This window comes from Shinella sp. WSD5-1, from assembly GCF_963942435.1.
Lineage (GTDB): Bacteria > Pseudomonadota > Alphaproteobacteria > Rhizobiales > Rhizobiaceae > Shinella > Shinella yambaruensis.
This window is the reverse complement of sequence record NZ_OZ012597.1, coordinates 698,580-714,921: the sequence shown is the minus strand read 5'-3', so window position 1 is coordinate 714,921 and position 16,342 is coordinate 698,580. Positions and strand designations below refer to the sequence as shown.

7 protein-coding genes are annotated in these 16,342 nt (G+C 69.0%); 2 read left to right on the top strand and 5 right to left on the bottom strand.

What is annotated here, in order from left to right:
* Positions 1-45: 45 nt before the first annotated feature.
* The 3 genes from AABQ55_RS26495 to AABQ55_RS26485 all read right to left on the bottom strand — a co-directional run bounded on the left by AABQ55_RS26495 (position 46) and on the right by AABQ55_RS26485 (position 9,524).
* Complete coding sequence (locus tag AABQ55_RS26495; protein ID WP_272807875.1) at positions 46-6,840, bottom strand: beta strand repeat-containing protein; 6,795 nt, start codon at positions 6,838-6,840, stop codon at positions 46-48.
* Positions 6,841-7,026: 186 nt separating this feature from the next.
* Positions 7,027-9,042, bottom strand: coding sequence for a beta-N-acetylhexosaminidase (locus AABQ55_RS26490; protein ID WP_272807876.1), 2,016 nt, complete (start codon positions 9,040-9,042; stop codon positions 7,027-7,029).
* A 5-nt stretch (positions 9,043-9,047) separates the two neighbouring features.
* Positions 9,048-9,524 (bottom strand): GNAT family N-acetyltransferase, encoded by a 477-nt coding sequence (locus AABQ55_RS26485; protein ID WP_272807877.1) that lies wholly within the window; start codon positions 9,522-9,524, stop codon positions 9,048-9,050.
* A 163-nt stretch (positions 9,525-9,687) separates the two neighbouring features.
* Between AABQ55_RS26485 and AABQ55_RS26480 the strand changes: the two genes are divergently transcribed.
* On the top strand, positions 9,688-11,982 hold the full coding sequence (locus tag AABQ55_RS26480; protein ID WP_272807878.1) for an FdhF/YdeP family oxidoreductase: 2,295 nt from the start codon (positions 9,688-9,690) through the stop codon (positions 11,980-11,982).
* Positions 11,979-12,248 carry a hypothetical protein gene (locus AABQ55_RS26475; RefSeq protein ID WP_272807879.1) on the top strand — a complete coding sequence of 90 codons (270 nt, stop codon included), beginning with the start codon at positions 11,979-11,981 and terminating at the stop codon, positions 12,246-12,248. Before AABQ55_RS26480 ends, AABQ55_RS26475 begins: the two co-directional genes overlap by 4 nt.
* Positions 12,249-12,284: 36 nt before the next feature.
* On the opposite strand, the gene AABQ55_RS26470 is transcribed toward AABQ55_RS26475, so the two are convergent.
* Together AABQ55_RS26470 and AABQ55_RS26465 are read right to left on the bottom strand one after the other, a co-directional pair.
* Positions 12,285-14,375 (bottom strand): caspase family protein, encoded by a 2,091-nt coding sequence (locus AABQ55_RS26470; protein ID WP_272807880.1) that lies wholly within the window; start codon positions 14,373-14,375, stop codon positions 12,285-12,287.
* A gap of 86 nt (positions 14,376-14,461) precedes the next feature.
* Positions 14,462-16,339 carry a methyltransferase domain-containing protein gene (locus AABQ55_RS26465; protein WP_272807881.1) on the bottom strand — a complete coding sequence of 626 codons (1,878 nt, stop codon included), beginning with the start codon at positions 16,337-16,339 and terminating at the stop codon, positions 14,462-14,464.
* Positions 16,340-16,342: the final 3 nt, after the last annotated feature.

Here is a 16,342-nt window from a genome sequence, read left to right as displayed (position 1 = left end):
CCCCGGCTTGCCGGGGCGAAAGCGTTTTCAGGCTCCTGCCGCCGGTCAGACCGCGAGGTAGGACGAGATGATCGACGCGATCTCGGATTGCGGGTCGCTCTCGGCCTGCGGCTCGCCTGTTCCGGTGCCGGCGTCTTCCGCCACGGGCTCGTCGCTCATGGTGAAGAAGGTGAAGCTCTGCGCGCCCGCGCCGCCGGCCTGCGGCAGGGCGTTGATCTGCGCCGAGGTCATGGCGGCGAGCTGGCCGGGCGTGAAGGCGGCGGCCTGCTCGCTGGAAAGGCCGGCGAGCGTTGCCGTGCTGAGGCCGGAAATCGCGCTCGAGCTCAGCGAGAGGATATCCTCGGTCGAGAAGGAGGCGAGGTCGTCGGCACCGAGGGCCGCGGCCTGCGTCGCCGTCAGGGCGCCGATCTGGTCGGACGAGAGCGCGCCGACCTGCTGCGGGCCGAGCGCCGACATCTGGCCATAGGTGAGGGCGGCGACCTGGGCCGTCGACAAAGCGGCAATCGAATCCGTGGACAGCGCACCGATCGTGCCGCTCGAAAGCCCGCGGATGGCTGCCGTGCCGATGGCCGCCAGCTCCTCGGCGGAGATGGTCTGCATCTGCGCGGAGGTGAGGCCGGCAATGCCCGGCAGGCTCAGCGCGGCGATCTGGGCAAGCGAGAAGGCCTCCACCTGCGCGGTGCTGAGCGCGGCGATCTGGGCGCTGCTGAGGCCGGAGATCGCGGCGGTGCCGAGGGCGGCGATCTCGCTCTCGGAGAGCGTCGCCATGTAGCCCGGCGGCAGGCCCTTGATCGCGCTGGCGCTGATGGCGGCGAGCTTGCCGGGCGAGAACGTGTCGAGCGCTTCGGTCGAAAGGCCGGAAAGGGCGGCCGAGCCGAGGGCCGCGATCTGGCTCGTGGTGAGAGCTTCGACCTGTTCCAGCGAAAGGCCCGCGGTCTGCGTGCCGGTGAGGCCGGCAACGCCGCTCGTGCTGAGCGCGGCGATCTGGGCGGGTGTCAGCGCGCTGACGTCGATGGCATCGAGGGCGGCCACCTGCTTCGAGTTGAGCGCGCCGAGCTGCTGGGTGGAGAGCCCGGCGACCTGCGCGGATGTCAGGGCGGCGACCTGGCTGGTGGTGAGCCCGCCGATCCCCGCGGCGCTGAGCGCGGCGATCTGGCTGGCCGAGAAGCCGGCGAGCACCGCCGGCGGCAGGCCGGCAATGGCGCTCGAACCGATCGCCGCCATGTCGGCCGTCGAGAACAGCGCGATATCGTCGGCATCGAACGCCGCGATCTGCTGCGATGTCAGGGCGCCGACCTGCGCGCTCGTCAGGGCCTCGACCTGGTCGGCGGTCAGCGCCCCGATCTGCGCGCTCGACAGGCCGGAAATGCCGGAGGGGCTGAAGGCGGCGATCTGCCCGGGGCCGAGCGCGGCGAGCATTGCCGTCGACAGGCCCGAAATGGCCCGCGAATTGATCGCGGCGAGATCGGCGGTCGAGAACAGTTCGAGGTCTTCGGCCTCGAGCGCCGCGATCTGGTGCGAGTTCAACGCGGCGACCTGCCTGCTGGTCAGGGCCTCGGCCTGGCTGCTGGACAACGCCGCGACCTGTGCGGTGGAGAGGGCGGCGATGCCGGCGGTGCCGAGGGCGGCGATCTGCTCGGGCGAGAGAACGGCGATGTCATCCGTGCCGAGCGCGCCGATCTGCGCCGAGCCGAAGGCGGCGAGCTGGGTCTTGGTCAGCGCTTCCAGCTGGCCGCTGTCGAGGGCGTTGACCTGCGCGGATGTCAGGCCCGCGCCGTTGAGCGCGGCGATCTGCCCCGTCGTCAGGGCGGCGATGGTTGCCGGCGACAGGCCGGAGACCGCGCCGGACGTGATCGCGGCCATCTCGGCGGTGGTGAAGGTCTCCATCGCGTCGGTGCTGAAGGCGGCGACCTGCGTGGAGCTCAGTGCGGCGATCTGGGCGCTGGACAGCGCCTCGGCCTGGCCGGTGGAAAACGCGGCGATCTGGTCGGTGGTGAGGCCGGAGACGCCGGCCGAGCCGAGGGCGGCGATCTGCGCCGGCGACAGGGCGGCGACATCGTCCGTGCCGAGCGCCGCAGTCTGCCTGGAGCCGAGGGCGGCGATCTGCGCCGTGGTGAGCGCACCGACCTGGTCGCTGGTGAGCGCGGCGATCTGGCTGCTCGTCAAGCCGGAGAGGCCGGCCGGGCTGAGGGCGGCGATCTGGCTCGTGGTCAGCGAGGCGAGCATGTCGGTCGAAAGGCCCGGCATGGCACCGGAATTGATCGCCGCCATGTCGGCGACGGAGAACGTGTCGAGGTCGTCGAGGCCGAGGGCGGCGACCTGGCGCGAGGTGAAGGCGGCGACCTGCTTGCTGGTGAGCGCTTCGGCCTGGGCGGTGGAGAGCGCCGCGATCTGGTCGGTGGAAAGGCCGGCAATGGCGGCCGTGCTGAGGGCGGCGACCTGTTCCGTCGAAAGCGCGGCGATATAGTCCGTGCCGAGCGTCGCGATCTGCCGGGCGTCGAGCGCCCGGACCTGGGCGGGCGACAGGGCGTCGAGCTGGGCGTTGGTAAGGGCCTGGATCTGGCGTGTCGCCAGGCCGCCGATGGCGGCGGTGGAGAGGGCGGAGACCTGCGCGGTGGAGAGGGCGGCGACCGCGGCCGACGAAAGTCCGGAGATGGCACCCGCGCCGATGGCGGCGATCTCGCGCGTCGAGAAGGTGGCGATGTCGTCGGTCCCGAGGGCGGCAAGCTGTGCCGAGTTCATCGCGCCGATCTGGGCGCTGGTGAGCGCCTCGGCCTGGGCGACGCTGAGCGCCTCGAACTGCCGCGCCGTCATGCCGCCGATGCCGGCTGCGCTCAGCGCGGCGATCTGGACGGTCGAAAGGGCTGCGAGCGTATCGGTGGCGATGCCGGCAATGGCGCCCGAACCGATGGCGGCGATGTCCCGGGTGGAGAAGGTCGCCAGGTCATCGGCCCCGAAGGCCGCGAGCTGGGCCGAGCTCAGCGCGGCGACCTGCTGGCTGGTCAGGGCCTCGGCCTGGGCGGTGGAAAGGGCCGCGAGCTGCTGGGCGCTCATCGCGCCGATGGCGGCGGTGCTGAAGGCGGCGATCTGCGCCGTCGAGAGCGCGGCAAGCGCTGCCGGCGAGAGACCCGCGACGGCGCTGGCGCTGATCATGCCGATATCCTTCGGCGAGAAGGTGGCGATGTCGTCAGTGCCGAGCTGGTGGATCTGGTCGGAGTTGAGGACGCCCACCTGGGCGCTTGTCAGCGCTTCGGCCTGCGCGGTGCTGAGGGTGGCGAGCTGCTGGGACGTAAAGCCCGCGATGCTGCCGGCATTGAGGGCGGCGATCTGCGCCGTGGTGAGCGCCGCGACCTTGTCGGTGCCGAGCGCGGCGATCTGCGCGGAGGAGAGGGCCGCCATCTGGCGGTTGTTGAGGGCGTTGATCTGTGCGGTGGTGAGCGCTGCGACCTGGCTTGCGGTCAGGCCGGAAATGCCGGTCCCGCTCAGGGCGTTGATCTGCGCGGTCGTCAAGGCGGCGATGTCGGCGGTGCTGAGGGCGCCGACCTGTCCGGCACTGAGCGCCGCGATATGCGCCGTCGTCAGGGCCGCGATCTGGTCGGATGACAGCGCTGCCATCTGGCCGGTGGTAAGGCCGCCGATGGCGGTCGGATTGAGGCTGGCGATCTGCGTGGTTGAAAGCGCCTCGATATCGTCGGAAAGGCCGCCGAGCTGCGCCGCGCTGAGGGCCCGGAGCTGTGCGGCGGAAAGCTGGCTCACCTGCTGGGAGGTCAGCGCGTCGAGCTGGCTGCTGGTGAAGCCGGTCATGCTGTTCGGGCTGAGGGCCGCGATCTGGTCGGAGGACAGGGCCGCGATGGCTGCTGCGCCAAGGCCGGAGATCGCCCGTAGGGGGAGGGCCGCGATCTGTGCGGTGGAAAGCGCACGGACGTCTTCCGCCTCCAGGGCACCGGCCTGCGCAGGGGTGAGGCTGGCGATCTGCGCGGTGGTGAACGCGGCGATCTGGGCGGACGAGAGGGTCTCGATCTGCCCGGCATTCATGCCGGCGATCGCATAGCGGTCGAGGGCGGCGATCTGGCTCGGCGAAAGGCTGGTCAGCACACCGGCATCAAGCCCCCCGATGGCCCTGCTGCTGATGGCCGCAAGGTCCGCGGTGGAGAAGGTCGCGATGTCTTCCGCGGTCAGCGTGGAAAGCTGGGAAAAGGTCATTGCCCTGATCTGCGCCGGGGTCAGAGCCTCGATCTGCTCCGTGCTCAGCGCGTCGATCTGGTCGGGCGTGAAGCCGGCGACGACGCTGGCGCCGAGGGCTGCGACCTGGCCGGTGGTCAGCAAGGCGAGGAATGCGGCGTCCATGCTGGCGAACTGCTTGGCGGTGAGACCGGCGATCTGGGCGGTGGAAAGCACGCCGACCTGCTCGTCCGAAAGCCCGGTAAAGGCATCGGAGGTGATGCCCTGCATGGCCTTGGCGTTGATCGCCGCCATGTCCTCGGCGGAGAAGGTGGCAAGATCGTCCGCGCCGAGGGCCGCGATCTGCTGGGCGCTGAGCACACGGACCTGTGCGGGCGAAAGCGCCTCGACCTGGTCGGGGGAGAGGGCGGCGATCTGCACGGATGTCAGGCTCGCGATGGCGTTCGTGCCGAGGGCGGCGATCTGGTCGGTGGAAAGGGCGGCGATGGCGTCGCTGCTGAGGCCCGCTATGGCCTTGGCGTTGATCGCCGCGATATGCGCCTCGGTGAGCACCGCCATGTCCTCGGAACCGAGCGCGGCGAGCTGCGCCACGCCCAGCGCGGCGATCTGGGTGGTGGACAGCGCCTCGATCTGCTCCGTGCCGAGGGCGCGGATCTGCGCGCCCGTCAGGCCGCCGAGCGCACCGCCGCTGAGGGCCGCGATCTGCTCGGTGGAAAGGCTTGCGATCGCCGCGGTGCTGAGGCCGGCCGCACCCCGGTTGCTGATGGCGGCCATGTCCTCGGTCGAGAAGGTCGCGACGGCGTCGGGCGCCAGCGCCGCGAGCTGGGCGGCGCTGAAATAGCGGACCTGGTTGGGGATGAAGGCCTCGACCTGCTCGGTGGTGAGCGCCGCAAGCTGCGCCGGCTTGAGGGCCGCGATCTGGGCCGTGGTGAGCGCCGCGATCTGCTCGGGCGAAAGGCTGGCGATGGCGCTACTGCTAAGGCCGGAAAGCGCGCCGACCGAAAGGGCGGCGATATCGGCGGTCGAGAAGGTTTCCAGGGCCTCGGGGCCGAGGGCGCCGACCTGCCGGGCGGTCAGCGCCTTGACCTGCGCGGCGGTGAGGGCCTCGGCCTGTGCGGCGTCGAGGGTGGCGATCTGCTGGGACGTGAGGCCGGGGATCGATTTCACGTTGAAGGCGGCGATCTGGTCGGTGGACAGGCTGGCGACGGTATCGGTGGTAAGGCCGGCCACCGCGCTTACCGAGAGGGCGGCGATGTCGGCGGTCGAGAAGACCGCGATGTCGTCGGCATCGAGGGCTGCGATCTGTGCCGCGGTGAGCGCCTTGGCCTGCAGCGGCGAGAACGCTTCGACCTGGTCGAGGTCGAGCGCGGCGATCTGGGCGGTCGTCAGGCCGGGGATGGCGCTGCTGTTGACGGCGGCGATCTGCAGCGTGGAGAACAGCGCGATGCCCGCGGCGCCGAGGGCGGTGATCTGCCGTGCCGACAGCGTATTGATCTGGCCGGTCGACAACGCCTCGATCTGCTCTTGCGAAAGCGCGGCGATGGCGGCGGTGTTGAGCCCCTTCAGCGCGGCGTTGTTGATGGCGGCAAGGCTGTCGCTGGAGAGCGCCGCGATGTCGTCGCCCCCAAGCGCTGCGATCTGCGCCATGTTCATCCCGCGCATCTGGGCGGGGGAGAAGAGCGCGATCTGGCCAGGGCTGAGGGCGTTGACCTGGGCCACCGTCAGGGCCTGGACGGCGACCGGGCTGAGCGCCTCGATCTGCTCGGCGGAGAGCGTGGTGATGATGCCGATGCCGAGGGCCGGGATCGCGCGGCTGGAGATTGCGGCGATGTCCTGGCTGGAGAAGGTGGCAAGGCCGGTCGATCCCATCGCGGTGAGCTGCTGGCCGCTCAGCGCGCGCACCTGCGCCGGGGTCAGCGCTTCCATCTGCGCCGTGCTCATGGCCTGGATCTGCGTCGGCTTGAGGCCCGTCAGGGCGCTGGTGCTGAGCGCGGTGATCTGGGGCTCGCTGAAGGCGGCGATCGCGGCCGCGCTGAGTGCGGCGATCTGTGCCGGCTTGAGGAGGGTGACCTGCGCCGGGGTCAGTGCTTCGATCTGCTCCGGGGTCAGTGCGGCCGTCTGTGCGGGCGTGAAGCCGGCGACGGCGAGCGGCGTCAGCGCGCCGACCTGTTCGGGGGAAAGGGCGGCGATGGCCGCGGTACCGAGGCGCTGCACGGCCTTGTAGCTGATGGCCGCCATGTCCTCGGTGGAAAAGGTCGCAAGATCCTCCGGGTCGAGGGCGGCGAGTTGGGCCGCGCTCAGCATGCGGACCTGCGAGGCCGTCAGCGCCTCCGCCTGGTCCGACGACAGGCCTTTCACCTGGGTCGCGGTGAGGGCGCCGACCTGGGAGGGCGTCAGATTCTGGATGGCGTATTTGTCGAGCGCGCCGAGCTGGTCGAGCGACAGGCCGATGATGGCGCTTTGTGAAATGGCGCTCAACTGCCGGGTGTTGAGAACCTCGATGTCCTCCACTTCCAGTGCGGCAAGCTGCCTGGATGAAAAGGCGTTGAGCTGGCTGGTGGAAAGCGAGGCGACGTCCTCCGTCGTCCAGGCCGAAATCGCCGAAGCGGATAACTGCTTGATCTGGGCGATGCTCAGGGAGGGTACGATCGACGTCATGGATAAAGTCCTGAAATATGGAATCGAAAGAACAGCAAACGCACCATTCTGCTGAATTTCGATACAGCGACGAGCTTGCCTGAACCTGTACCTGAAGGTTGCCCGCCCGAAGGCTGGAATTCCCGCGGGTTGCGCGGTTTTTCCGCGGGTGGCAGGCGAAGGAGCGAGCCTCCGCCGCGCGCGGTTCTACAGGGAGGCGTAGAGCACGGGCATGAGGCCGGCGCAGGCCTTGAACCGCGCCCAGGATTTGTGTTCCGGGTGGGTCCAGCCGGTTTCGGCGACGGCCGAAAGGCGGGGAAAGACGAGGCGATCGAAGACGGCGCGGTCGAGCATAGGCTCGGACCAGATGCAGGCCTGCACGCCGAGCAGCTTCGCCTTCTGCGCCGCGCTCCAGCCGGCGACGGGATCGAAGGCATAGGTCATCTCGGGCGTCGAGGCGCCGGCCCAGCTTGCCCCCGGCTCGTCCCAGTCGGCCGTATGCGCCATGTCGAGATAATAGGCCTGGCCGGGGCAGACGACCATGGTGTAGCCCTCGCCGGCAAGCGCCGCGGAGGCCGCAACGTCCCGCCAGCCGCAGAGATAGGCCTTGTCCTTGTCGATGACGTTGCCGTGTGCGGCTTCCTGCCAGCCGCCGGTGACGCAGCCCTGCGCGGCGAGGAATGCCTGGACGCGCTTGAGGAAGACCGCCTGCAGCGCCGCCGCGCCGGAGCCCTCGATGGCGTCGGCGCCGTGCGTGTTGGTGATCACGTTGAGCCGCTTCGCATGGGCTTCGGCCGCGTCCTTGCCGGCGATTTCGGACAGTTTTTCGAGCGCCTCCGGCGAGCCGGACCAGGCGCCGAGCGGGACTTCGTCGGCGCCGATATGGATGGTGCGGAAGGGAAACAGCGCGATCAGTTCGGCAAGGATCGTCTCCACCACACGGTAGGTCGCCTCGCGTGCCGGGTTGAGGCAATTGTCGGCAAACCCCTGGACCGAATGATAGCTGCCCCGCTCCTGCGGATCGCGCAGTTCGGGAATGGCCATTTGCAGGGCGTGGCAGTGGCCGGGCATGTCGATTTCCGGCACGATCTCGATGCCGAAATCGCGGGCCTGCCGGACGATGTCACGGATGGCGGCCTTGCTGTAGTAGCCGCCGCTCCGTTCCGCGCCGGAGCCCAGGAGGGGCGGAATGGCAAGGCCCTCGCCGCGCCAGGCGCCGATCTCCGTCAGCGCCGGATAGGCATCGATCTCGACCCGCCAGGCCTCGTCGTCGCAGAGGTGCCAGTGGAAGCGGTTGAGCTTGTTCCAGGCGAGGATCGCGAGCAGCCGCCGGATTTCCGCCGCGCCGTAGAACCGGCGCGCCACGTCGAGATGCAGCCCGCGCCAGCCCATCGCCGGCGCATCGGCGATCCGCCCCTCCGTGGGAAAGCCGTAGGCGTGCGGAAAATGGTGCGCGCCGCGCCAGATCTGGCCGAGCGTGACGAGCCCGTAGAAGAAGCCGGCCTGCCCGCAGGCGCGGATGGAGACGGAATCGGGCGTGAAGACGAGTTCATGGGCCTCGGCCGCAAGATCCTCGCTGACATGGAAATATACCGGCAGCCCGCCTTCCTCGGCGGGCCGCACGATGCCCTCGACGGCGAAAAGCGCCTCGGCCAGCCGCCGGAACGCCTCCGTTGCCCCCCTTGCCGCGGCGTCCTCCGCAAGGAGCGTCAGGCCGGCAGGGGCGGGGCCGAGGCGGGTGAGCGCGACATGGTTCGGCCAGGGGATGATCGAAACCGGTGCCGGCGGGTTGGTGGGCACGGGGCAGGGTTCCACGCCCCGCTTCGGCGCTGTATTGTCGCCCATGCGCCTCGTTGGCGTGGTGGCGACCCTGCGCGTGCTGCCATCGGGAAAGAGGAGATAGGCGCCCCGCGCGCCGTCCGTCCAGTGCCGGAACGGCCAGCTCAGGCCGTGGATGGTGACGGTCCAGCTTGCGCCGGGGGCAAGGTCCAGCCCGTCCGGCGGCAGCAGTTCGGTGAAGGTGGAAAGCCGTCGGCCGATACGGCCGCCCTCGGCGGTCGCCGTGGCATCGACCTGGCAGGGGCCGCTGAAGCACAGGCGAAAATCGCAGAAGGGGGCCGTCCCGTCGTTGCGCAGTGTGAGCCTGTAGGCCATCGGATGCGCGTCCGTGGCCGGGATCCAGACGGTTTCGAGCGTGGGGACGTGAAGGTCCTGCATCGGCATGGCGGCTATCCCTGGACGGCCAGCATGCCGGCATAGATGCCGGGCGCCGATCCGGGGATCGGCATGGCGCCGACTGTCTTCTCGTAGAAGGCAGAGGGGCCGACATCGCCGATGATCGCATAGCCGTAGCCCATCGCCTTCAGATCGAAGAGGCAGGCGAGCAGCAGGGCGTGGCCGATGCCGAGCCCGCGCGATTGCGCTTCCACCCCCGTTGGCCCGAAGAAGCCGCGGGCGATCGATTCATGGCAGGCGAAGCCGACGAGCCGGCGCGCGCGCGTCGCGATGAAGACGGTGGGCGGCTGGCGCGTCAGCGCGATCGCGGTCTCGCTGGCCCAGCCATTGCCGAACGTGTCCGCCACCCAGTCGGTGACGAGCCGGGCTTCCGGGGCAAGCGCCCTGCGGATCGTCACGCCGGCCTCCGCCATCCGGGCATCGAGCGCTGCGTCGGGGGAAAGACGCGAGAGATTGACGAGATAATCCAAGACCGGCCCTCCGGTTCGATGCTCCGCATACCAGATTGGTAGTCAATCGCCGCGATTCAGGCAAACCGCCAAATTCCGCACGACCGGCGGTGATAGATATTCCCTATCAAGCCATTCGAACTGGCCTCTTGATCAATCCTGACGAATGGCAAATACCTGACCTATGGATACTCGTTTTATCGGAAAGAAATCCTCCGCGGCCGGTGGCTGGGGGGCCTTGAAGAGCTGTGGCAAAAGGCTTCTGGAGAGCGGCACGCCGCTGTCGGGCGCCATGACCATGCTGAAGGCGAACCAGCCGGACGGGTTCGATTGCCCGGGCTGCGCCTGGGGGGACCCCGAGCACGGCTCCTCCTTCGAATTCTGCGAGAACGGCGTGAAGGCGGTTGCCTGGGAGGCGACGGAAAAGCGCGCCTCGCCCGCCTTCTTCGCCGCGCATACCGTCTCGGAGCTGCGCGAGCTGAGCGACTACGAGCTGGAGCTCCATGGCCGTCTCACCCATCCGATGCGCTATGACGCGGCGAGCGACCGCTACCTGCCCGTCGCCTGGGACGATGCTTTCAGGGAAATCGGCAACATCCTGAAGAGCCTCGACAATCCCGACCGCGCCGAATTCTACACGTCCGGCCGCGCCAGCAACGAGGCGGCCTATCTCTACCAGCTCTTCGTGCGCCTCTACGGCACGAACAATTTTCCCGATTGCTCGAACATGTGCCACGAGGCGAGCGGCGTTGCGCTGCGCCAGGCGATCGGCGTCGGCAAGGGCACGGTGCTGCTCGAGGACTTCGAGGCGGCGGATGCGATCTTCGTGATCGGCCAGAACCCCGGCACCAACCACCCGCGCATGCTGGGCGACCTGCGCCGGGCGGCATTGCGCGGCGCGCGCATCGTCGTCTTCAATCCGATCCGCGAGCGCGGCCTGGAGCGGTTCTCCGACCCGCAGGACAAGATCGAGATGCTGCGCGGCGGCTCGACCGACATTGCCAGCCACTATTTCCAGCCGCAGCTCGGCGGCGACATGGCGGCCGTGCGCGGCATGGCGAAGGCGGTGCTCGCGGCGGAGGATGCGGCGGTCGCGGCGGGCCTGCCGCCGGTGCTCGACCATGCCTTCCTTGCCGAACATTGCGTGGATTTCGCCGCCTACCGTGCCGCGGTCGAGGCGACCGGCTGGGCCGAGATCGAGGACCAGTCCGGCCTGACGCGGGCCGAGATCGAGCGCGCGGCGGCGGTCTACATGCAGGCCGAGCGCGTCATCTGCACCTGGGCGATGGGCGTGACGCAGCATGTGCATTCCGTCGCGACGATCCGCGAGATCGCCAGCTTCATGTTCCTGCGCGGCAATATCGGCCGGCCGGGGGCGGGCCTCTGCCCGGTGCGCGGCCATTCCAACGTGCAGGGCGACCGCACGGTCGGCATCAACGAGAAGCCGTCGAAAGCCTTTCTCGATGCGCTGGAGCGCGAGTTCGGCTTTTCCCCGCCGCGCAGGCATGGGCACAATGTACTGTCGGCCATCGGCGCCATGCTGGACGGCTCGGCGGAAGCCTTCATCGGCCTCGGCGGCAATTTCGCCCGCGCGACGCCGGACAGCGCGCTGGTGGAAACGGCGCTGCGCCGCCTCAAGCTGACGGTGAACATCGCCACGAAGCCCAACCACTCGCACCTGATGCCGGGGGAGGTGTCCTTCATCCTGCCCTGCCTCGGCCGTACGGAGATGGACCTTGCGCCCAACGGCAATTCGCAGCTGATCAGCGTCGAGGATTCGATGAGCATGGTGCATGGCTCGGCCGGCATCAACCGGCCCGCCTCGCCGCACCTGCGGTCGGAAGTGGCGATCATCGCCGGCATCGCCGAGGCGACGGTCGGCAGCGGCATCGTCAGCTGGAACGCGCTTGCGGAAGACTACGACCGCATCCGCGACCATATCGAGGCGACCATTCCGGGCTTTGCGGATTACAACACGCGGCTGCGCAAGCCGCGCGGCTTCCTCCTGCGCAATGCGGCCGCGCACCGGGAATGGGATACGCCGGCCGGCAAGGCCTCCTTCTTCTCCGGCCCGCTGCCGGAGGAGACCGTGCACCAGCGGGCGCGCAAGGCCGGCGGGCGTTTCGCGCTGCAGACGTTCCGCTCGCACGACCAGTACAACACGACGGTCTACGGCCTCGATGACCGCTACCGCGGCGTCTACGGCGAACGGCAGGTCATCTTCATCCATCCCGAGGACCTGAAGGCGATGGAGGCGGAGGCCGGCGACCGGGTGGACGTCGTCGGCGCGCATGACGACGGAATCGAGCGCGTGGCGCGCGACTTCCGTTTCGTGCCCTACGATGTCCCGCGCGGCAGCATTGCCGGCTACTATCCGGAGCTGAATGTGCTGGTGCCGCTTTCCAGCGCCGGCGAGCAAAGCGACACGCCGACCTCCAAGTCGATCATGGTCTCGTTCCGCAAGCGCGAGGCCGCGTGAGCGGCGAAACGGAGGAGGCCGGGATTTTCCTGGAACTTGTCGCACGGTTGCAAAGCGAGGATCCGCGGCTGACGGGCATCCAGGCCGCGCTCGTCGCGGCGGTGCGCACGGGCGTCGCAAGCGACAGCCGCACCTTCGCCCGCCGCCTCGGCCTTGCCCATGCCCTCGTGCTGCGGGAGTTGAACGCGTTGGCAGAGCAAGGCGCGATCCGCATCGACGGCCGGGACGCGCGCACGATGCGCACCCGCTACTCCCTCGCCTCGTAGGGCAAGCACCCCTGAAGACCCTCTCTGCCCGGGCGCCTATTTGACGGCGATGGGCTGGAAGTCGGCAGCGAATTTTTCAGCGTTCCTGACGGCCTTGCCGCCGAGCTTTTCGCCGAGCGTCGCCACCATCTCGCCCGCCCGCTCGACGCCGTTGGCCTTTGCCAGCATGAACCAGTTGAGCGCCTGCCCGGCATCCTTCTTGAGGCCGATACCGTCGAGATAGAGCGTGGCAAGCCGGAACTGCGCCTCGTTGTAGCCCTGCCGGGCGGCCTTCGATATCCACTGCGCGCCCGTGGCGGGGTCCTTCTTCAGGGCGCTGCCGTCGAGATAGAGGTCGCCGAGCCGGAGCTCGGCATAGATATGGCCCATCTCGGCCGCGCCCGTCAGCAGGATCTCCGCCTGGGCGACGTCCTTCGGCACGGCCTTGCCTTCGAGGTAATAGGCCGAAAGCTTCTCCATGGCCGGCGCGAATCCCTGCTTGGCCGCGCGCCAGAGCCAGTAGGCCGCCTTCTGCGGATCGGCCGTCACGCCGAGGCCGTTCTCGTAGATCAGGGCGAGGTTGAACTCGGCAAAGACGTTCTTCTTCGCCGCCCCCAGCACATACCAGTAGCGGGCTTCCGTCAGGTTCTTCTCGATGCCGCGGCCGTCGCGATAGACGTCGCCCAGCGAGCGGTAGGCGATGGGAAAGCCGGCGCTGGCGCCGGTGCGGTAGATTTCCCGCGCCTCGTCATGCCGGCCGGCGGCATCGATGGCGCGGCCGTAGTTCATCAGGATGCGCAGGCTGTCGGGAAACTGCTTCAGTGCCGTCATGCAGGCCGGGACCGCGGTCTCCGGCCTGATCTGCTTGAAATAGACGCCGACCGCGGGATCCGCGATCTCCTGCACATGGCCGGCCTCGCGGTCGCAATCGGTGATCTCGGGGTAGAGCGGGTTCTGGGCGAATTCCTCGTAGTTCGCCGTCACGCGGCCGGAGATCGCCGGCACGGTCTCGTCGGAGCCCTTCGTCGCATCTTCCAGCCGCAACCGGGCGAGCTTGGCGAACACGCCCTCGGGGAATTTTTCGAGATAGCCGCGATACTGGTCGGCGGTGCCGTTCGCCTGGATGCCGTTCCACATCAGGAGGTCCTCGGCGGCATTGATGCTGCGGTCGACCGGCAGGGCCGCCACCTCCTGTTCCTTCTCCTCCTTCGGCCTGTTCGCCTCGGCCAGCGCCTCGACGCGCATTTCGGCGATGTCGGCGAAGAGGCCTTGCGGGAAGGAAGCAAGGTAGGACCGGTAGCTTTCTGTCGTGTCGCCATCCGAGGCGGCCTGCCAGGCTTCCGCATCCTTCGTCGCTTCCGCGGAGAATTTCGGCACTTCCGGCAGGGCGTCGGTGAAGAAGAAGTCCTTGGTCAGCGAGGAATTGTCCCACGGCACCTGCTCGCCGCCGGTCTCCTCGACCACCCGCTCGCGCACCCGCTTGAAGACCTGCTCGATGGGCAGGCCCGGCGCGGTGATGAAGTCGGCAAGCGCCCGCGTGAAGGGGCTGTTGCCCTTCGTGCCGTCCGTCGCGACCTTTCCCGGCGCGGTGGCGAAGGCGATGAAGGTGCCGAGCGGGCCGGTGGCGCGCGCAAGGCCGCGCGAGGCGCCGTCATTGGCCGCCGCACCGGCCGAACGGTTCGTTTCCAGGGGGTTGTTGCGGCAGGCATCGACGATGAACACGGCGATGCGCGGGCGCGCACGCTCGATCTGCTCGGTGATCATCTTCAGGCTGAAGGCTTCGAGCGGCAGGTCGGAGGAGGAGGTGAGCTGGCTGTCCGTCGGGATCAGGTAGTTCTCGTCGGCGAACTGGATGCCGTGGCCGGCATAATAGACGACGACATTGGTGTCCGGCGTCAGCGCCTCGGCCAGGCTCTTCATCGCGCGGACCATCTGCTGGCGGTCGCCGTCGATGACCGAGACGATCTTGAAGCCCGCCGCGGAGAGCGCCTTCTCCATCAGCTTCGCATCGCTCTGCGCATTGGGCAGGTGCGGCAGGTCGGCATATTTGCCGTTGCCGATCACCAGCGCGACGCGATTGTTGCCGGCGGCAAGCGCCGCGGCTGTCATCGACAGAAGAAGCGCGAGAAAGAGAAACAATCTTTGCATGAGCATCGCCACCCCATGAAGATCCCGGCGGGACGCTAGCATAGTCCCGCGGCCCGATCCTGGACAAGACGGGATATAGCCCGGTGTTATTCTGCGCCGCCTTCGTCAAAACTGCCTTCCAGCATGCGCGCCAGCGTTTCCGCGCCGTTCCGCCAGCCGCCATCGGCGCCGGCGATGGCGGCACATGCGGCGGTAAGGCCCGCGCGGATGTCGGGGCGGAGCAAACGGTCGAGGGCGGCGGCACGCTGCGTCTCACCGTCTTCGACCCGGTGCAAGAGGGCGGCGCCGCGCGCCTGTGCCCAGCGCGCCCGGTCGACCTGCCGGTCCATGTCCGGGCTTTCGTCCGGCACGAAAAGGGTCGGGATGCCGCCGGCGATGGTCTCGTGGAAAGTGTTGTAGCTCGCGCGCACGATCGCCGCGTCCCAGGCGAGGCTTGCGGCATAGGCCGGATGGAGCGTGACCCGGTGGTGCCGGGCGGGATGGCGAGGGGCGGCGCTTCCGGTCAGCGGCGACTGCAGCTCCACCACATGCAGGTCCGGCCGGGCGAGGAGGTCGTCCAGCAGGCGGGCGTGAAGGCGCATGAGGTCGGGATTGGCGGAGCGGGAGAGGTCGAGGAGGATGACGGTCGCCTCCTGCGGCAGGCCGAGCGCCTGGCGGGCCGCCGCCCGTTCCGTGCGCTCGGACGGGTCGATCAGCAGCATCGGCGGCACCAGCCGGGTCTTCGCCCGGTCGGCCACGGTCGGCCCGCCGTCGCATTCGCCGGCATAGTCGCCCGGCTCGATGACGATGGGGAAATGTGCCCCGGCGCCGATATAGCCGGCATGGTGGGCCGGCCACATGCCGCGCCGGATCCAGACGGCCTGCACGCCGCTATGCTCGCCAAGGGCCTTGATCACCCCGTCGAAGACGAAGTTGACGTCGTAGACGAGGGTGGTCGCGTGATAGGCTTCGAGCAGCAGGCCGATTTCCGCGGCGAGACGGTCGTTCCAGGCGGCGGGTTCCTCGCCCGTCAGGCCGTGGTGCGGCACGAAATGCACGGGAAAGCCGAGATCGCGCACGATTGCGGCACTGTAGCTCATGGTCAGGAAGGCGGACGGGCGGTGCTTCAGCCGGCGCGCGACAGCGAGCTGGCGCGTGAGATGGCCCTGGCCGATGCCGTTTGCCGAGACGAACAGGACGCCGTCGGGGCGAGGGGGACGGGGGGCGGGGCTTGCGGGTTGCGCTGCCGGGGTCGGGGCCTCCAGGACCTGCCCGTCCCCCTGCCTTTCGATGAGGAAGACGGCATTGTTGTTGAAGCCGCGCCAGGCCGCTTCCGGCACGTTGATGGCCAGGAGCCGCTCTGCCGGAACGAGGCGGGTCGCGTCATAGTCCGCCGGCAGCGGCAGGGCCGAGCCGAGCGTGGCGGCAAGATCCTCCGGCGAGAAGATGCGCATGTGATCCGACTGGCCGAAGCGCGCCGCACGCTCGGCGCCGGTGTGTCCGTCCAGCGCCTCGCGGAAGCCGCCTTCGAGGAAGGGGATGCTGAAGATGTGCAGGCCGCCGGGCTTCACCAGCCGGTGGAGGCCGGCGGCGACGGCGCGGTAGTCGCAGGCGACATGTTCGAGCACATGGTTGTGCAGGACGATGTCGAAGGAGGCCGGCGCGAGGGTCGGAAGATCGCGGCAGAGATCGAGGCGGGCGACGGCGAAGGGGAACTGGCCCGGGTCGATGTCGGCGCCGAGATAGCGGCTGCCGAAGCGGCTTCGGAAAAGGGTGGCGAGGCACTCCTCGGGGGCGAGGTGCAGGATGCGGCGGTTTCCCGACAGGAGGCCCCGCAGGCGCAGCACCTCGAAGATCAGCCGGTGACGCTCCAGCGAGCCGCACCCCTCGCAGCGCACGTTCTGGCGCAGGAAGGCGCTGTCCTTCTCGCCATAGGTATCCCCGAAGACCGAACTGCCGCAGATGTTGCAGGTTGGCCGGGCCACCGT